Origin of the sequence: Bradyrhizobium sp. CCBAU 45384 (assembly GCF_028128665.1) — a bacterium.
GTDB classification, from domain to species: domain Bacteria; phylum Pseudomonadota; class Alphaproteobacteria; order Rhizobiales; family Xanthobacteraceae; genus Bradyrhizobium; species Bradyrhizobium manausense.
Genome location: NZ_LBIZ01000108.1, coordinates 133,360 through 151,170, shown reverse-complemented (window position 1 = coordinate 151,170; position 17,811 = coordinate 133,360). Strand labels below are relative to the sequence as shown.

Sequence of the window (17,811 nt, the reverse complement as noted above, 5' to 3'; positions counted from 1 at the left end):
GCCCCCTTAAATGACTTGGAGGACTGTATGACTGCGATCCTGAAAAACTTCATCGGCGGCGAGTGGGTCGATGGCTCCGGCGTCACCACGAATATCAACCCCTCCAACACCAATGATCTCGTCGGCGAATATGCCAAGGCCGACAAGGCGCAGACCGAGAAGGCGATCGCCGCCGCGAAGGCCGCCTTCCCGGGTTGGGCGCAGTCGACGCCGCAGGTGCGCTACGACGCGCTGAACAAGATCTCAACCGAGATCCTCGCTCGCAAGGAAGAGCTTGGCCGCCTGCTCGCCCGCGAGGAAGGCAAGACGCTCCCCGAGGGCATCGGCGAGGTCGCCCGCGCCGGCCAGATTTTTGCGTTCTTCGCGGGCGAGGCCCTGCGGCTGATCGGCGAGAAGGGTGCCTCGGTGCGTCCCGGTCTCGATGTCGAGATCACCCGCGAGCCGGTCGGCGTCGTCGGCATGATCACGCCCTGGAATTTCCCGATCGCCATTCCCGCCTGGAAGATCGCGCCCGCGCTCTGCTATGGCAACACGGTCGTGTTCAAGCCGGCCGAGCTGGTGCCCGGCTCGGGCCACGCCCTCGCCGAGATCATCACCCGCTCCGGCGTCCCCGCTGGGGTCTTCAACCTCGTGGTCGGCTCCGGCTCGGTGGTCGGCCAGACCCTGCTTGAGCATACCGATGTCGCGGCGATCTCCTTCACCGGATCGGTGCAGACGGGCCGCAAGATCGCGCAGGCCTGCGTGCTCTCGAACCCGATGAAGAAATTCCAGCTCGAGATGGGCGGCAAGAATCCGCTGGTCGTGCTTGACGACGCCGATCTGAAGATCGCCGTCGAGGTCGCCGTCAATGGCGCCTATTTCTCGACCGGCCAGCGCTGCACCGCCTCGTCGCGCCTGATCGTGACCGAAGGCATTCATGATCGCTTCGTCGCCGCGGTGGCCGAACGTCTGAACAGCCTGTCGGTCGACGATGCGCTCAAGGCCGGCGTGCATATCGGCCCGGTGGTCGACCAGAGCCAGCTCGACCAGGACCTGCGCTACATCAAGATCGGCCAGGACGAAGGTGCCAAGCTCGCCTTCGGCGGCGAGCTGCTCAAGCGCGAGAACCCCGGCCATTACCTGCAGCCGGCGCTGTTCACCGAAGCCAGCAACAACATGCGCATCGCGCGTGAGGAGATCTTCGGACCGGTCGCCGCCGTCATCCGCGCCAAGAACTACGAGGAGGCGCTCGCGATCTCCAACGACACCGAGTTCGGCCTCGCTTCCGGCATCTGCACCACCAGCCTGAAATACGCCTCGCACTACAAGCGCAACAGCGAGTCCGGCATGGTGATGGTCAATCTGCCGACCGCTGGCGTCGACTATCACGTGCCGTTCGGCGGCCGGAAGGGCTCGAGCTACGGCCCCCGCGAGCAGGGCTCCTATGCGCGCGAGTTCTACACGACGGTGAAGACGGCCTATACGTTCCCGGGTTGAGATATCTAGGGCGGGCAAAGCGAAGCGTGCCTACCACCTGCGCATGACGTGAAGAATGGTGGGCACGGCGCATTGCGCCTTTGCCCACCCTACGACTTCAGTCTCCGAGGCAAGAGCAAATGGACCAGGACGTCGCAGCGAAAGAGCAGCCCCGCTACATCAAGCTCAACGCGCGCGACAACGTCGCGATCGTGGTCAATGATTTCGGGCTTCCCGCCGGCTCCCGCTTTGCCTGCGGACTGACGCTGCGCGCCTTTGTGCCGCAAGGGCACAAGACTGCCCTGGTCGACATCGCCCAAGATGAGCCGATCATCCGCTATGGTGAGGTGATCGGCTACGCGCTGTCGCCGATCCTGGCCGGCGAATGGGTCGATGAAGCCCGAATCCGCATGCCGGAGGCCCCTGCCCTCGACAAGCTCGAGATTTCGACCGCCGTTCCCACGCCGCTGCCGCCGCTCGAAGGCTTCACCTTCGAGGGATACCGCAATCCTGACGGATCGGTCGGCACCAAGAACATCCTCGGCATCTCTTCCTCCGTGCAATGTGTCAAGGGCACGATGGAATACGCGGTGAAGCGCATCCGCGCCGAGTTGCTGCCGAAGTACCCGAACGTCGACGACGTCGTGCCGCTGACCCACGCCTATGGCTGCGGCGTCGCCATCACCGCGCCGGATGCGGTCGTGCCGATCCGCACGCTGCAAAACCTCGCGCTGAACCCGAATTTCGGCGGCGAGATCCTTGTCGTCGGCCTCGGCTGCGAAAAGCTTGCACCCGAACGGCTGGTGCCGGAGGGCGTGAACGATGCCATCGTCCGCATGCAGGATGAGGCCTTCGACGGTTTTGGCGCCATCGTCGACGCGATCATGACCCAGGCCGAGGCGCGGCTGAAGGTGCTCAACACCCGCAAGCGCGAGACCTGTCCCGCTTCCGACCTCGTCATCGGCCTCCAATGCGGCGGCAGCGATGCCTTCTCCGGCGTCACCGCCAACCCTGCCGTCGGCTTCGCCGCCGACCTCTTGGTGCGCGCCGGCGCCACCGTGATGTTCTCCGAGGTCACCGAGGTGCGCGATGCGATCCAGCTGCTCACCCGCCGCGCCATCAACGAGGATGTCGGCCGCGCGCTGGTGCGCGAGATGGCCTGGTACGATTCTTATCTCGCCCGTGGCGGCGCCGATCGCAGCGCCAACACCACGCCCGGCAACAAGAAGGGCGGCCTTGCCAACATCGTCGAAAAATCTTTGGGCTCGATCGTCAAGTCCGGTTCGTCAGCCATCACCGGCGTGCTCTCGCCCGGCCAGAAGGCGACGCAGAAAGGCATGCTGTTCGCGGCAACGCCGGCGTCCGACTTCATCTGCGGCACGCTCCAGCTTGCCTCGGGCATGACGCTGCAAGTGTTCACCACCGGCCGCGGCACGCCTTACGGCCTGGCCGCCGCGCCCGTCATCAAAGTCGCGACCCGCACTGAGCTTGCACGCCGCTGGAAAGATCTGATCGATTTCGACGCCGGCGGCATCGCCACCGGCGCCAAGACCATCGAGGAAACCGGCTGGGACCTGTTCCGCCTGATCCTCGATGTCGCCTCCGGCCGCACCAAACCGTGGTCGGATCGCTGGGGCATCCACAACGATCTGACGCTGTTCAATCCAGCGCCGGTGACGTGAACCGTGACGGCGGCGCTCAATACCGCGCCCTCAGCGGTGCGTCGCCGAGGTGATAGTTCACGCCGAACCGCACCAGGCTGACATTGCGTTCGTTCACCTTGGCGTCCGGCAGGTCGGTCGAGGTGGCCGTCGCGAACGAAGGCACGAACAGATATTCGGCCTTGGCCGACCAATTCGGCAGGAACGACCATTCCACGCCGCCGCCAACGACGCCGCCCCAAATGGCGTTCGGCTCGGAATTGGTCGGGTTGAACTTGTTCCAGGACTTCAATCCAGCGACGGCGACGCCGCCGGTGACGTATGGCATGACGTCTCCGAGCGCCACGCCGACGCGGGCGCGGCCGGTGTGCAGCCACGTGATTTTCGTCCGACACGGAGTGCCGGCGCAGAAGCCGTTCGATGTGTTGCCATCAATGTTCGCAGCGGAAAGGTCATCTTCGACGCCGACGACGAACGTGCCGAACTGCCAGTCGTATCCGGCCGTGGCTCCCCCGATCCAGCCGGTCTGCCCGAAGTCGCCGGACTTGCCGATGAGCGGGAGATTAGGATAATCGTGGTTTGCCGTTCCACGCCCCCCGCCGGCGACGACACCGACGTGAAAGCCGGTCCACGGCGCCGCCGCGGTCGCAGCCGCGTAGGGCACCGCTGCGAGATCCGCGGCCGCAGCCTGGCCGGCGAAAGCGCTCATCAGCGAAACGAGGGCAATTGCGTGCTTGATCATTGTTCGTACCCTCGTTTCGCTCAAGTGCCGGGAAGCTGGTAGCGCAGCTCGGTGAAGAACAGATGGGTGTGGGCCTCGCCGGGCGCGCCGATAGCCACGAACCAGGGCTCACGCCGCAGATAGGAGTATTGGGTGAGGCCGGAGATGGCGCCGTATTGCGGATCGGCCCAGAAGGTGTGCTTGAGATCGACCGTCCACTGCTCGATCTGCTTGTTGGCGGTGTTCGGCGAGTTCGGACCGCCGAAGCCGGCGTATGCCGGGAATGCCGACGGGTTGGTCGTGTCGAGGGTGTAGTTGCGATCGAAATAGGCCTGGCCGTAATACGCCGACAGGATCGTCGGATCGAGAACGCGCCACTCGGCGCCGGCGAGGAAGCCGTGCGAACTGACCGTCGAGAGCGTGATATCGTGCGCACCGCCGGCAGGCCCGGTCGGCAACGCTACGACATCAGGACCGAGTGCGCCGAGATAGCGGCTGCCGCCATTGCCCCAGAACGCATTGCCGACAAGCGTGAACGTCCTGAAGAATTCGAGGTTCGCCCCCACCGTCGCCGCCCATCCGTTCGTATCATGCCAGCTCCAGCTCGATCCGATGAGCGAGGGGATATTCGTGGAGCGGAAATGCCGCCACATGCCGGCCGCCTCGACATGCAGCCGCGTGCCCGACCAGACGTCGCTGTCGTAGGCGGCCTTCGCGACCACATCGGGCGTCCGGTTCGGCGTGCCGGGGACGGCGCCGGTATCGAACTGCGACTGGAGCTGCGCATTGAACGCGAACGGATAGGTCACCTCACCCGCACCGATATATTGCTGCGGATTTTCGACGCCGGCACCGATGGTGAAGTTCGGCGTCGCGTGCCAGGCGAAATGCGCCGCCGCCTGGCGTGCCCATGGCAGGCCGACCTGGAAACTCTGGTCGATATTGTTGGTCAGGAAGACGTCCGACGGATCGGGGCCCATGCCGTAGCGGTTCGGCGTCAACCAGCTGTAGGTCTGGCCAAAGCTCGTCTCGAACTGGCCGGTCTTCACGTCGGCATAGGCAAGCCGCATCCGGAAGGTATGGCTGTTCGAATTGACGAAGACATTGGCAGGATCGTTGCCGTTGAAATCACCCTCGAAATAACCGGTGAGATCGACGCCCCTGACGTTGCCGTGCGCGCGCAGGCCGAACACCGAGTTTTGCGCCGACATGCGCGTCTCGGTCATGTTACCGCCGATTGTATTGTCGAACGGGATCGCGCCGAAATTGGTCGTGGTCGCGTTGCCCGTGTTGGTGTTGCGGCTGACGCCAGTGAGCGCAATGTAGCCGACCGGCGCGATCTCGAACCCGCCGACCTCGAGCACAGCCGCCTTGCGCGGCATCGTCGCGGCACCGGCAGGCGCCGCGGCCGGAGGCGGCACGGTGGACGCCGGGGCTGGTCGGGCATCCGTGCTGGCCACGCTCTCCGGCCGCGACTTCGATTTGAGCGCCTGGATGTCGCCGTCGGCGAGCACGCCCTTCTTGCGCAGGATCGCCACCAGACGGTCGTTCTGCTGAGCAGGCGGGGCCGAGCTGACGGCGCGGACTTCGCCTGGCGAGATCACGCCCTTGCTGGCCAGCAGCGACAGAAGCGCCTCGTTGTCGCCGGCCATGGCCGACGTGACGCCGCACACCGCTGATGCCGCGACGGATGTCGTCGTGAGCAACACGTTGCGAAATCCGAGACCAATCCTCATTCCCACTCCTCCAGAAATCGTCTCCGCCGCACGCGTCGGGACTCAACGCCGACGCGGCTGCTTCGGCTCGTGCGAACACCTAAACGGCGGCTGCCGCGGCAGGCTCGGACTGGGATGAACTGGATTGGACCGGTGTGAACTCATCGGCATTTTGCCGACATTCGATGCATCGCGGCCACAGTCGGACCCTCGCGGTTGAAATGGTGCGAGAATCCGCTAACAAGGCGCCAGAGCCATCGAACTGCCGAACGATGGATCGCGACCCAAGCAGCATGACGTCTCCGACCCCGCCCTTCGTTCCCGTCCGCACTTCGACTGACGCGTTCCCAGCTCACCGGCGCCTTGCCATGTGGCGCGAGGTCTACGGCCGCAACATCGCCAATGTGGACATCGAGACGATCGACGACACGCCCTTTCATGCCAGCGTGACCTTCCAGGGATTGCCCGGCGTCGGGGTGGTCGCCGGCTCGCGCTCTCCGGCGCACTACCATGTCACCCGTCAGCATCTCGCCAGTGCGCGGGACGGCTTCGGAATATCGGTCTTGATGAGCGGAGCCGGAACGACCAAGCAGCTCGGCCGCGAGATCGTCGGCCGGCCCGGCTCTGCCTCGATCATCTCCGGGACCGATCCTTCGGTGAACACGATGCACAGCTTCGGCAGCTTCATCACCATCGTGCTGCCCCGGCCGGCCGTTTCGGCTCTGGTGCGCGACCTCGACTCGACCTATGCGAGCCAGCTTCCCGCCGAGAACCGCGCGCTGCGGCTGCTGGTCCGCTACGTGCAGACCCTGCACGAGGACGGCCCGCTCGAGGCGTCGCTGGCCAAGGCTGCCGCGAGCCACATCGTCGATCTCGCCGCGCTCGCGATCGGCGCCAATGCCGATGCGGCGCATGAGGCAAAGCAGCGTGGGGTGGCCGCCGCGCGATTGCAGTCGATCAAGGCGGAGATCCGCCAGCGGCTCGGCTCAGGCGACCTCTCGGCCGCGACGATCGCCCTGCGACACGCGGTGACGCCGCGCTACGTGCACAAGCTGTTCGAACGCGACGGCACGACGTTCTCGGAATATTTGCTTGCGCGCCGGCTCGAGCGCGCATCGCAGATGCTGCGCGATCCTGCCTTTGCAGCCCACACGATCAGCGCAATCGCCTTCGAGTGCGGCTTCTCGGACATCTCCTATTTCAACCGGACCTTCCGCCGGGCCTATGGCGCGACGCCGTCCGACATCCGCGCGGCCACATTCCGGATTCGCTGAGAACGCACTCCCTCACATCGCTTGGCCGCACGCGACAGTTTCCGGCGAAACGGTGCTGAAACCTATGAGCTGCGCGTTTCCGGAGCGTTTCGTCCCGTCGGCGCGCGCAATCAAATATCTCCATCGATCCGCATCGAATGCTGGTTCGGAAGCGAACCTGGCGCGGTCGTGCCGCGACCAAATCTGCGATTGTCATTTTCTCACGGAGATTTTGAAATGCGTATTCTCTCGATGATTGCCGTGACCGGCGCGATGATTGCGAGCACGGCCAGCGCATTTGCCGGCGAACTCCCCTCCTACGAAGTAAAGTCGTTTCCGATCTCGGCGGTGCAAGTGCAGGTGCTCGGCGGCGCCGGTGTCGAGGAACAGTCGACCGCGCCCATGATGATCGTCGCCGGAATGCCCGCCTCTCCCGTACAGATGTCGGTGCTCACGCCACGCGTGAAGCGGCTCGCCAGCACGACCTCCGACAGCGAAGCGCGCTAGATCATCCGCAATTCGCAGCGCTCGCATCCCGTGCGGGCGCTGCAAGCATTTTCACGTCATGCTGCCCGGCATGAAACACCGCACACGCGGGTGGCCGTCGAGATAATGCTTCCACACCATGGTGCGGCCGGTCTTGTTCGGCTCGGTGATCACGGCGCCATCGGGAACGATGACCCACTCGTCGTCGAGATGGACACGGTAGTGTCCCTTGTCGGACTCCCAGTCCACATCGGCGACCACATAGCCGTCGGCGTCCGAGCAGCACAACCCATACTCGCTGCGCAGGCTCTCGAACCAGGGTTTGAGCGGTGAGTTGGCATAGCGGCCGTCATCGCGCGCGAGCGCCGATGTTGCCAGCAGCAGGAGCAGTCCCGGCACCATCGCCGGACACGATCTTGCAAGTCTCATATCGTCTTCTCGCGGATCGAATTGCGCCACGAGGCACAGACGAGGCCGCTCACGCCTTTTGAACAGGCGCGAAACGACGACTCGTTCCCCCAGCGGCTTTGCGACAGCTATGCAAATCCGGCGCCAAGGCGCATTCCGGGGAACTACTGGCGCAGTCGTAGGCGGCATTGGCCTTTCGACGAATGCGCTCGCCTGCAGAAATGGCAGTGCTGTGTGAGGCAGCGGCCGCAACGGCCGCGCGGCGCCTACTTCTTCGCCGCCGGCGCCATCATCATCGCACCGCCCTTCTTGGTCGCGGACGGCGGTGTCTTTGCGGCGGCGGCTTGCGCGGGAAGATATTTGGCGATGATCGCGGGATCGACCTCGGCCAGATTGGCATCAGGCAGGCGCTGCCAGGTCTCGTCCTTGCCGAACAGCGAAATGCCGAGGAAGCCACGCATGGTCAGCGTTTGCCCGTCCGGGCTGACAGTCATCTTGGCTTTCCAGATGTTGCCGTCACGCGGATTGACGACGTTGCCGCCCTCATATTTCAGCCCATCGCGCTTCATGTCGCGGATGAAGGAGAGCCCGAGCACCGGCTGATTCTTGCGATCGTCAGTGCATTTCGCGCAGACCTCGTTCGGATCATCGCCGGGACGGGGAAAGGTCTTGGCGATGACGCCTTCGAAGATGCCGTTGTGATCGATGAAGAGAAACCAGCCCACCGGCCTGCCGTCTTCGACCTTCTGCCAGAGCCCCGCTGCGGTCGGCTGCTGAGCCGGCACTTGCGCCGCAGCCGGCTTCGCCGCGCCTATCGACAGGGCGAGGGCGAGCGTCAGAAGCGAGAGCAGCCGAAAGCTCGAAAAAGGATTCCGCATCATCATCACCTTGCTAAGCCAAACACCTTGCTCGTCAAGACCGGATTGGCCGCAGACTACGGCGATTTCGCGAACGATTCCAGCACCAGAACCATGGGACGCTACGCGCCCGACACCGGCGCCACTAATTGACACCAAGCTTCTTTTGCAGGCTGGAGGAGGAGGTCGTGTACTGGAACACGAGCCGCTTCTCCGGATAGACATAACGGTGGGCTTTTTGCGACATCAGTGCGCCTTCATGGAAACCGCACAGGATCAGCTTGATCTTGCCGGGATAGGTGTTGATGTCGCCGATCGCGAAGATGCCTGACACGTTGGTCTCGAACGCACTGGTCTCGACCGGCACCAGATTATTCTCCAGCGCGATGCCCCAGTTCGCAACCGGACCGAGCTTCATGGTCAGTCCGAAGAACGGCAGCATGGTGTCGCAGGCGATCTCGCTGACATTGTTGTCGTTGCCCTTGACCGTGGCGCCGGTCAGCTGGCCGTCAGCACCTGACAGCGCGGTGACCTGGCCGAGCCGCAAATCCATCTTGCTGGCGGCAACCAGCGCGCGCATCTGCTCGACGCTGTGGGGCGCGGCGCGAAAATCGTCGCGACGATGCAGCAGCGTGATGCGCTTCGCGACCGGATGCAGATTGAGCGTCCAGTCGAGCGCGGAATCGCCGCCGCCGACGATCAGCACGTTCTTGTCCCGGAAGGTTTCCATCTTGCGCACGGCGTAGTGCACCGAGGTGCCTTCATAGGCTTCGATCCCCGGCACCGGCGGACGCTTGGGCTGGAACGAGCCGCCGCCGGCTGCGATCACCACCACCTTGCATTCGAACACCTTGCCGGCGTCGGTGGTGCAGCGAAACAAGGGGTCGCCGATCTTCTCGACCGTCTCGACCATCTCGCCGAGATGGAAGGTCGGGTGGAACGGCTTGATCTGCTCCATCAGCGCTTCGGTGAGCCCCTGCCCCGAAACCTGCGGAATGCCGGGAATGTCGTAGATCGGTTTTTCCGGATAGAGCTCGGCGCACTGGCCGCCGACCTTGTCGAGGATGTCGACGAAATGCGCCTTCATGTCGAGAAGGCCAAGCTCGAAGGCGGCGAACAGACCGCAGGGGCCTGCGCCAATAATCAGCACATCGGTTTTGATCACGTCGCTCATGTCGTCTCTTTATCGGTCGTTATCGGTTGGACGGCGCCCGGCGGGCAGAGGTGACCCTGCCTGTCTAGCCAACGGGAATGGATCAGGGAAGGCATAAAAGCGGGAGCGCCCCGCAGGCACACCCACTTGCCGGGCCAAGATAACTGGGCTGTAACGAGGCTGGATTTGACGGAGATCAATCGGTGAACGCACCAAGCCGCCTCGATACGACGCCGCGCCTGGAAGACTTCCCTTTTCGCCTCAGCGACAATGTCCGCTTCGGCGATCTCGACCCGAACCAGCACGTCAACAACGCGGTCTATGCCACCTATTTCGAGACCGGCCGCGTCACCTTGATGAAGCTTCCCGAATACGGGCTGACCCCGCCGGGCTTCGCCTGGATCATGGTGCGGCTCGACATGCATTTTCGCGCCGAGTTGCACTGGCCCGGCATGATCGAGCTCGGCCTCGGCGTGGTCAAGCTGGGACGCACGTCAGTGACCTTCGAGCAGGTCGTGTTCTCGAATGGAACGTGCATCGCATCGGCGACGTCGGTCGGCGTCCTGCTCGACGAGGCGACGCGGCGGCCGGCGCCGCTGACTGCGGAGGTGGTCGAGAAATTCAAGCCCTGGCACAAGCGCGGCATCGAAGTCGCGCCGCCGGCCGCTTAGCGCAAGATCCGGACCCGCAGGGCCGCGTTAGCGCAAAGTGTGTAGCGGTTTTCCGGAAAGATCATGCGCTCTTAAAGAGGAAGATCAGGCCTGACGTTCCGGCGTCGACACCACGAGCCCGTCGAGGTCGTCGGAGACCTTGATCTGGCACGACAGGCGCGAGTTCGGGCGCACGTCGAAGCCGAAGTCGAGCATGTCCTCTTCCATCGGCGTCGGGCTGCCGACCTTCTCGCGCCAGGCTTCATCGACATAGACATGGCAGGTCGCGCAGGCGCACGCGCCGCCGCACTCGGCTTCGATGCCGGGAATGCTGTTGCGGATGGCGGCTTCCATCACGGTCGCGCCGTTCTCAATTTCCACCGTGCGGGTTTCGCCCTTGTGGTCGACAAAGTGAATTTTGGCCATGTGTTCTCGTGCTGCCGCGATCTGGGGGAAAAAGGAGGTCTGGGCTGTCCTATAACGGGTCGCTCAGGGCCGCGCCATAGCGTTTTCAAGCGAAGTGAGGACCTGTTCGCCGGAGAGAAAGAGCGCCGAAACAAAGCATGCGGTGAGCAGACCAGGGCCCTTTGGAGACCCCGGCTTTAGTGCTTGAGGATCGTCGCGATCGCGGCACGAACCTCGGCCACCGCCTCTTTCAGGGCAGCAAAGGCCCTCGCCGGGTTGTCGCCGGTCCTGATCGCCGTCTCGAGGCCGGCCGCCGCATCGGCGACCGCGAACGCGCCGATCCCGCGTGCCGAGCCTTTGAGCTTGTGTGCCAGCGCGCCGGTCTCGGCCGGCAGCGCGGCCATGGCCGCGATCAGGCGGACCGCCTGCTCGGCAAACATCGCCAGCACCTCTTGCTCAAGCTCGGCATCGCCCAGCGTCATGCGCGAGAGGTGGTCGAGGTCGAGCGGGCTGTCGATGGGCGCAAGCGGGGGCGAGGGCATCCAGTCCATCCGTTGCAGTTCAGGCGTCATGGCGCAGGCCCCGGCATCGCGCGATGGTCCGCCGGTCCGGCGGTTCCTCCCAACCGAAGCACGGAAATGGTTAACGAAGTGTTTGGGTCGTTTTACGCAAATCCGCCGGTTTCTTGACGAAAAGTTGCCGCAATCAGCCGAGTCCAGTGGAGAATTTCATTTAGGCCTAAGGTGTTACGGCCCATTCCTGTTAACGATGATTAAGGATGATTAAGAATGTCTTAATCGCGGGCATTTCATTCGCGACGCTCTGCCAATAGGATGTTGCGGAAATTGGCGGACAAGCCGTCCGGGTGGGGACGGCTTGGAGATCCGCGCAAGCGGCATGATCCGGTCTGTGGGCTTGCGCCGCGCGCAGGGCTCGCGGGGGACGCGTACAAGTAAGTAACGAGGGCTCGGACTGAACATGGCCAATACTCCCAAAAAGGTCAAAGACCCCACAGAAGTTGCGCTTTCTGCGATCCAGGAAGCCCTCAACATCAGCGACACGGCTGCCGACACCAGCCGGAATGCATCGATGCGCAACGAAACGGTGCCGCCGGTCGCACCGCCCGCGCCGCCCGTGTTCGACGATCCGGCCTTCGAACCGCGGCCTGCCGCCAATGAGCGCGCCGTGTTCGATTCCATCGAGGAACCGCGGACCTCGCGCCGCGCCGCCAATGATGACCGCGAGACCATCGGCCAGTTGCTGCAGTCGCTGCAGACGGGCCGCCCTGCCCGCAACATCTACACCGGCGCCACGATCTTCACCGCGGTCTGGCTTGCAGCCTGCGCCGCGCTGACGGTCGGCTTCCTGCCCTCGATTCGGGCCGCCATGGGTGAGAGCGGCGGCGTGCTGGCGATCGCCGGCCTCGCCACCATGTTCTTTGCGCCGATCATGCTGTTCTATTTCCTCGCGAGCCTCGTCTGGCGCGGCCAGCAGATGAGCCAGGTCGCGCAAGCGATGGCGCAGGTCGCGATCCGCTTCTCCGAGCCGGAAGGCTCGGCCTCCGATTCCATGGTCACCGTCGGTCAGGCCATCCGCCGCGAGGTCGCGGCGATGGGCGACGGCATCGAGCGCGCCATCGCGCGTGCCGGCGAACTCGAGACCCTTGTCGCCAACGAGGTCGCGGCACTCGAGCGCGCCTATTCCGACAACGAGGTGCGCATCCGCGCCCTGCTGCAGGACATCGCCCACCAGCGTGACAACCTGGTCGGCCAGGCCGAGCAGGTCCGCAGCGCCATTTCCGGCGTGCAGATCGACCTCCGCCACGACATCGCGCTGATCTCGGATGCGATCGCTTCGCGCGTCGACGAGGTCGCCAAATCCATCACCGGCGCGCTGGAAGAGCGCGGCGCCCACATCACCGGCGCGCTGAGCCATGCCGGCGACAACATGATCCTGGCGCTCGGCGAGCGCGGCGGCGACCTGCTCGACCGCCTCGAGGAGGCCAGCGCCGAAACCACGCGCGCGGTGCTCGACGCCAGCGAGCGGCTGACCACCAGCCTCAACTTCAAGACCGGCCACGTCCACGACGAATTCGTCGACCTCGCCGACCGCGTCCATGAGATGCTGAACGAGCGTATCGACCGCATCACCGGCGAGTTCGAGCAGCGTTCCACCGCGATCGTCGAGGGCATCTCCGAGCGCACCGAGCAGGTGCACGACAGCCTCAAGAACTCGTCGGACTCGCTGCTGCTCGAGCTCGAGCTGCGCTCCAACGATCTTTCCGCCAAGATCGACGACGCCGGCAACCGCCTCGCCGGCCAGATCATGACCTCCGGCGACAAGGCGAGCGAAGCGCTCGAGGCCACGGTCAACACCCTCGTCGCCAATGTCGTCAGCCAGACCGAGACCGCGCACGATTCGCTGTCGCTGCAGATGAGCGCGTTCGACGAGCTGGTGAAGAACCAGGGTACCGAGCTGGTCGAGAGGTTCGCCCGCGATTCCGGCACGCTGGGCGCCCTGATCACCCGCCACATCTCCGAGTTCGACCGCACCGTGAAGACCTTCGGCGGCGAGATCGTCGAGCGCATGGGCCAGCGCACGCAGGACATTCATGACTCGCTGAAGACCTATGTCGAGAATTTCGACACCCGCTTCACCGCCAACGGCGGCGAGATCACGGCCATTCTCGACCAGCGCCTGGTGCAGTTCGAGACCACGATCGGCGAGCGCGTGTCTAATCTCGACGCCTCGTTGAACGGCAAGATCACCAGCCTCGACGGCACGATCGAAGGCCACATCAAGACCTTCGACGAACAGCTCGGCGGCCGCGTTGGCGCGCTCGAGCAGTCGTTCGATGCCCGTGCGAAGTCCGTCACCGAGACCATCGACGGCCGTCTCAACGCGCTGTCCACGACGCTGACCGACGGTGCGACGCAGGCGATCCAATCGATCGATGCGCGATTGACCAACCTCACGACAACGCTCACCGGCGGCGCGGCGCAGGCGCTCGAATCCATCGACTCGCGCCTGACCAACCTCACGACGACGCTCACCGGCGGCGCGGCGCAGGCGCTCGAATCCATCGACTCGCGCCTGACCAACCTCACGACGACGCTGACCGACGGCGCATCGCAAACCATCCAGACAATCGACAGCCGCCTGACCCATCTCACCACGACGCTCACCGGCGGCTCGGCGCAGGCCCTCGAGACCATCGACACCCGCCTCACCTATCTGAACACCGCCCTGACAAACGGCGCCTCGCAAGCCCTGCAGTCCATCGATGTGCGCCTCGGCCTCCTGACATCCACGCTCACCGACGGCACCGCACAGGCGATCGAGGCGGTCGATCGCCGCATCACCAGCGTTGCCGACCTCATCGACGGCCGCAGCATGCATCTGACCGATACGGTCACGGCGCGCTTCCAGGACATCCAGCAGGCGATCGAGACCAAGGTCGGTTCGGTCGCGAGCGACATCGACGTCCGCGTGGCGCAGTTCGAGGATCTGCTCGGCTCGCGTGTCGAGGCCGTCGCAGGCCGCATCGAGAGCAGCGGCCGCCAGGCCAGCGAGGACATGATGTCCCGCGCCGAGATGATCTCGACCGCGATCCGCTCGCATGTCGAGGATGCCGAGCGCTCGCTCACCAACCTCGTGGTCAACACCAGCGAGACGATCCAGACCGGTGCGCGCACCGCGCAGCAGTCGCTGATGACGGTCTCCTCCGACGTCAACGCCCAGCTCAAGATGACCTCGGCCGAAGTTGAGCGCGCGCTGACTGCGGTCGGCACCGGTGCTGCGAACTCGATCCTGACCAGCGCCCGCGAAGCGCAGTCGTCGCTGGTTGCAGCCTCGGGCGATGCCTCCAACCAGATCAAGGGCCTCGCGGCCGACGTCGAGCGCACGCTGTCGGCAGCCGGCTCGGCGACCGCGGCCTCGATCCTGGCCGGCGCCCGGGAGGTGCAGACCACGCTCGTCACCGCCTCCTCGGATGCGGCCAACCACGTCAAGACGCTCACCGCCGAGGTGCAACGCTCGCTCTCGATGGCCGGCACCTCGACGGCGGAATCGATCACCGCGGGCGCCCGCGATGCGCAGAGCACGCTGATCGCCGCCTCGACCGAGACCGCCAACCAAATCAAGGCACTGTCCTCCGACGTGCAGCGTTCGCTCTCGATGGCGGGGACCGCGACGGCCGAGAGCATCGTGACGGGCGCGCGCGAGGCCCAGAGCACGCTCGTCGCCGGATCTGCGGATGCGGCAAACCAGGTCAAGGCCCTCACAGCCGACGTGCAGCGCTCGCTTTCCATGGCCGGCACTTCGACGGCGGAGAGCATTCTGGCTGGCGCCCGCGAAGCTCAAAGCACGCTCGTGAATGCGTCCTCGGAGGCCGCAAGCCAGGTCAAGTCGCTCGCGGCCGAAGTGCATCGTTCGCTGTCGCAGGTCGGCCTGACGACCGCCGAAACCATCACGGCCAGCGCCCGCGACGCCCAGAGCACCCTGCTCTCCGTCTCGGCCGAACAGACCAGCCAGGTCCGCTCGCTCGCCGCCGAGATGCAGCGCGCGCTGGCAACCGCGGGCGGCGCCACCATCGAAGCGCTCACCAGCGGCGTGCGCGAGGCCCAGGGCACGCTGATCTCGGCCTCGACCGACGCCGCGACCCAGATCAAGTCGCTAACGACGGATATCGAGCGCACGCTGACCGCGGTCGGCGCCGACACCGCCTCGACCATCCTGAGCAGCGCGCGTGAGGCCCAGATCTCGCTGACCTCGACTTCGGCGGACGCCGCAAGTCAGATCCGCACGATCTCGACCGAGATCGAGCGCGCGCTCAGCACGGCCACGGCGAACGCGACCAACGACATCCAGACCAGCGCGCTCAATGCCCAGAACGCGCTGATCTCCGCCTCCAATGAGGCGAGCTCGCGGGTCAAGTCGAGCTCGGCCGACGTCGAGCGTTCGGTGCTCGCCGCCAGCTCGAGCTTCGGCCAGGCCATGACCGGCAAGACCGACGAGATCGTCACCTATGTGCAGCAGCAGGCCGACCGCCTCTCCAACATGATCGACGGCAAGCGCGGCTCGCTCGTGGACGCGATCGGCTCGAAGACCAGCCAGCTCACACTCGACATCGACCGCGTCACCTCCGACGCGCTGAAGTCGATCGAGACGCGCGGCCAGGCCTTCTCGCAGAGCATGATGGGCAACGGCAACGAAGTCGCCCGCACCATCAACGCGGCGAGCGAGATCGCGACCAGCGCCGTCGGCAAGTCGCTCAAGGACCTCGAAACAGCCTCGCGCGCGGCGATCGACCAGTCGCGCCAGGTCTCCATCGCTGCGGTCACCGAGATGCAGGAGACCAGCAAGATCCTGCGCACCGACACGGTCGCCCTGTTCGAGCGTCTGCGCGAAGGCAACATCCTGCTCCAGGAGGTGCTGACCGGTGCGCACGACAACCTCAACTCGCTGGAGCGGGCACTGGTGACGCGCGTCGCCGATTTCGTCTCGGCGATGAACGACGTCACTTCGCGCAACGGAGCGGCGACGCAGAACCTGGAAGACCAGCTCAATGTCTTCAATACGAAGACCACCCGGGCGCTGCAGGATCTCGGCGAGCTGTCGACCCAGTTCGACAAGCACGGCCAGGCGCTGGTCGAGGCCGCACAGGTGGTCGAGCAGAGCAACAAGAACACCACCGCCTCGCTTGCCGAACGCAAGGCGGCGCTGGAATCGCTGGTCACCACCATCGACCTGCGCACCGCCGATCTCGACCAGCGCCTGTCGCGCTTCACCGGGCTGCTCGATGAGTCGCTCGCTGCGGCCGAAGAGCGCGCCCGCGACATCGCGCGCGTGGTCGCCGAGACCGCCGGCGCAGGCTCGGCCGCGATCACCCGCCAGTTCGAGGCGGTGCGCGCGGCGTCCGAAGAGGAGCATCGCCAGACCATCGAGGCCATGCACGACATCTACCGCCAGACCACCGACGAGGCGGATGCGATGTTCAAGCAGTCGACCGAGAAGTTCGGCAACCTGGTCGCCAGCATGAAGCAGATGGCGTTCGAGATGCACAACGAGCTCGAAGCCACCCGTAACGAGCTGCGCCGCGGCGTGCTCGAGATGCCGCAGGAGGCCGCCGAGAGCACCGCGCAGATGCGCAAGGTGATCGTCGACCAGATTGAGGCGCTCGCCGAGCTCAACCGCATCGTGGCCCAGCACGGCCGCGGCCTCGACGTCACCACGGCGGGCCGCGCCTCCGTCGCTGTCCAGCGCCAGGAGGAGCCGGTGATGGCAAGCGTGGGCGGTCGTGGCATCGAGACCCGCACGCGCGACACCGGCAGCGCCTCGACGCTGCCGCCGCCGGACCTCGGCATGCCCGCCTCCTCGCGTCGCACCGAGGCCCCCCCGGTCGCCCCTGGTGGCAACGACCAGGGCCGCGACGGCTGGCTGTCGGATCTCTTGAACCGCACGGACGCGGGCCAGGCGACTTCGACCGGTCGTGAGGCCGCCCCGCGCGGCCGCCAGGCTGCCCCCGCTCCGCAGCCGCAGGCCCCGCAGGCGAGCAGCAATCCGCTGGAATCGCTGTCGCTCGACATCGGCCGGCTGATGGACCGCAACCTCGCCGCCGAGATGTGGGACCGCTACCAGCGCGGCGAGAACAAGGCCTTCACCAAGCGCCTGTACACGCCCGCCGGCCAGAAGGCCTTCGACGAGGTCGGCCGCAAATATCGCGCCGACCGCAACTTCAAGGCCACGGTCGACCGCTACATCGGCGAGTTCGAACGCCTGCTCGACGAAGTCGCTCGCGACGGCCGCGGCCCGCAGGAGCTGCGCAGCCACCTGACCTCGGAGACGGGCCTGGTCTACACCCTGCTCGCACATGCGGCGGGGCGGTTGGGATAAAGCGGCGAGGCTTAAGCGCGATGAGATTAGGTTCAATCGTCATCGCGCTTTAGCTCTTTGTTTGAGCATGATCTTTTCGGAAAACCGCTTCGCACTTTTTCGGATCATGCTTTAGCGACCTATGAATGAGAACGGAGGCCTTACGGCCTCCGT

13 protein-coding genes are annotated in these 17,811 nt (G+C 65.2%); 6 read left to right on the top strand and 7 right to left on the bottom strand.

Going from position 1 to position 17,811, the window contains the following annotated elements; all coding sequences use genetic code 11:
* Window positions 1-27 precede the first annotated feature (27 nt).
* Both XH80_RS19245 and garD read left to right on the top strand, forming a co-directional pair.
* Window positions 28-1,476, top strand: coding sequence for an aldehyde dehydrogenase family protein (locus XH80_RS19245; RefSeq protein WP_271599907.1), 1,449 nt, complete (start codon window positions 28-30; stop codon window positions 1,474-1,476).
* 119 nt (window positions 1,477-1,595) lie between these two features.
* Window positions 1,596-3,137, top strand: coding sequence for a galactarate dehydratase (gene garD, locus XH80_RS19240; protein WP_271599906.1), 1,542 nt, complete (start codon window positions 1,596-1,598; stop codon window positions 3,135-3,137).
* Window positions 3,138-3,153: 16 nt separating this feature from the next.
* Here the strand turns inward: garD and XH80_RS19235 are convergent, their stop codons facing one another.
* Window positions 3,154-3,858: an outer membrane protein gene (locus tag XH80_RS19235; protein ID WP_271599905.1), complete on the bottom strand. Its 705-nt coding sequence runs from the start codon at window positions 3,856-3,858 to the stop codon at window positions 3,154-3,156.
* A gap of 20 nt (window positions 3,859-3,878) precedes the next feature.
* On the bottom strand, window positions 3,879-5,573 hold the full coding sequence (locus tag XH80_RS19230) for a hypothetical protein (RefSeq protein WP_271599904.1): 1,695 nt from the start codon (window positions 5,571-5,573) through the stop codon (window positions 3,879-3,881).
* Window positions 5,574-5,920: 347 nt separating this feature from the next.
* On the opposite strand from XH80_RS19230, the gene XH80_RS19225 reads away from it, so the two are divergent.
* Both XH80_RS19225 and XH80_RS19220 read left to right on the top strand, forming a co-directional pair.
* Complete coding sequence (locus XH80_RS19225) at window positions 5,921-6,826, top strand: AraC family transcriptional regulator (RefSeq protein WP_271599903.1); 906 nt, start codon at window positions 5,921-5,923, stop codon at window positions 6,824-6,826.
* Between the two features lie 21 nt (window positions 6,827-6,847).
* Window positions 6,848-7,312 (top strand): hypothetical protein, encoded by a 465-nt coding sequence (locus XH80_RS19220; protein WP_271599902.1) that lies wholly within the window; start codon window positions 6,848-6,850, stop codon window positions 7,310-7,312.
* 51 nt (window positions 7,313-7,363) lie between these two features.
* On the opposite strand, the gene XH80_RS19215 is transcribed toward XH80_RS19220, so the two are convergent.
* The 3 genes from XH80_RS19215 to XH80_RS19205 form a co-directional block, all read right to left on the bottom strand.
* On the bottom strand, window positions 7,364-7,720 hold the full coding sequence (locus XH80_RS19215) for a hypothetical protein (protein WP_271599901.1): 357 nt from the start codon (window positions 7,718-7,720) through the stop codon (window positions 7,364-7,366).
* 245 nt (window positions 7,721-7,965) lie between these two features.
* Window positions 7,966-8,577, bottom strand: coding sequence for a DUF2147 domain-containing protein (locus XH80_RS19210; RefSeq protein ID WP_220003052.1), 612 nt, complete (start codon window positions 8,575-8,577; stop codon window positions 7,966-7,968).
* 124 nt (window positions 8,578-8,701) lie between these two features.
* On the bottom strand, window positions 8,702-9,730 hold the full coding sequence (locus XH80_RS19205; RefSeq protein WP_271599900.1) for an NAD(P)/FAD-dependent oxidoreductase: 1,029 nt from the start codon (window positions 9,728-9,730) through the stop codon (window positions 8,702-8,704).
* A 182-nt stretch (window positions 9,731-9,912) separates the two neighbouring features.
* Here XH80_RS19205 and XH80_RS19200 point away from each other — a divergent pair, with 182 nt between their 5' ends.
* Window positions 9,913-10,380, top strand: coding sequence for an acyl-CoA thioesterase (locus tag XH80_RS19200; RefSeq protein ID WP_271599899.1), 468 nt, complete (start codon window positions 9,913-9,915; stop codon window positions 10,378-10,380).
* 84 nt (window positions 10,381-10,464) lie between these two features.
* Here XH80_RS19200 and XH80_RS19195 read toward each other — a convergent pair whose 3' ends face one another.
* Both XH80_RS19195 and XH80_RS19190 read right to left on the bottom strand, forming a co-directional pair.
* Entirely contained in the window at window positions 10,465-10,785 is a 321-nt protein-coding gene (locus XH80_RS19195) for a 2Fe-2S iron-sulfur cluster-binding protein (RefSeq protein WP_271599898.1), read from the bottom strand.
* Between the two features lie 176 nt (window positions 10,786-10,961).
* Window positions 10,962-11,336, bottom strand: coding sequence for an Hpt domain-containing protein (locus XH80_RS19190; protein WP_271599897.1), 375 nt, complete (start codon window positions 11,334-11,336; stop codon window positions 10,962-10,964).
* 406 nt (window positions 11,337-11,742) lie between these two features.
* Between XH80_RS19190 and XH80_RS19185 the strand changes: the two genes are divergently transcribed.
* Window positions 11,743-17,658, top strand: a complete 5,916-nt coding sequence (locus XH80_RS19185) for an apolipoprotein A1/A4/E family protein (RefSeq protein WP_271599896.1) — start codon at window positions 11,743-11,745, stop codon at window positions 17,656-17,658.
* Window positions 17,659-17,811: the final 153 nt, after the last annotated feature.

Excerpts from the sequence above, each read along its gene's own strand:
- XH80_RS19245 (WP_271599907.1), top strand. The coding sequence starts at position 28 with ATGACTGCGATCCTGAAAAACTTCATCGGCGGCGAGTGGGTCGATGGC.
- XH80_RS19225 (WP_271599903.1), top strand. The coding sequence starts at position 5,921 with ATGTGGCGCGAGGTCTACGGCCGCAACATCGCCAATGTGGACATCGAG.
- XH80_RS19230 (WP_271599904.1), bottom strand. The coding sequence starts at position 5,573 with ATGAGGATTGGTCTCGGATTTCGCAACGTGTTGCTCACGACGACATCC.
- XH80_RS19195 (WP_271599898.1), bottom strand. The coding sequence starts at position 10,785 with ATGGCCAAAATTCACTTTGTCGACCACAAGGGCGAAACCCGCACGGTG.
- XH80_RS19190 (WP_271599897.1), bottom strand. The coding sequence starts at position 11,336 with ATGACGCCTGAACTGCAACGGATGGACTGGATGCCCTCGCCCCCGCTT.
- XH80_RS19235 (WP_271599905.1), bottom strand. The coding sequence starts at position 3,858 with ATGATCAAGCACGCAATTGCCCTCGTTTCGCTGATGAGCGCTTTCGCC.
- XH80_RS19205 (WP_271599900.1), bottom strand. The coding sequence starts at position 9,730 with ATGAGCGACGTGATCAAAACCGATGTGCTGATTATTGGCGCAGGCCCC.
- XH80_RS19215 (WP_271599901.1), bottom strand. The coding sequence starts at position 7,720 with ATGAGACTTGCAAGATCGTGTCCGGCGATGGTGCCGGGACTGCTCCTG.
- XH80_RS19185 (WP_271599896.1), top strand. The coding sequence starts at position 11,743 with ATGGCCAATACTCCCAAAAAGGTCAAAGACCCCACAGAAGTTGCGCTT.
- garD (WP_271599906.1), top strand. The coding sequence starts at position 1,596 with ATGGACCAGGACGTCGCAGCGAAAGAGCAGCCCCGCTACATCAAGCTC.
- XH80_RS19210 (WP_220003052.1), bottom strand. The coding sequence starts at position 8,577 with ATGCGGAATCCTTTTTCGAGCTTTCGGCTGCTCTCGCTTCTGACGCTC.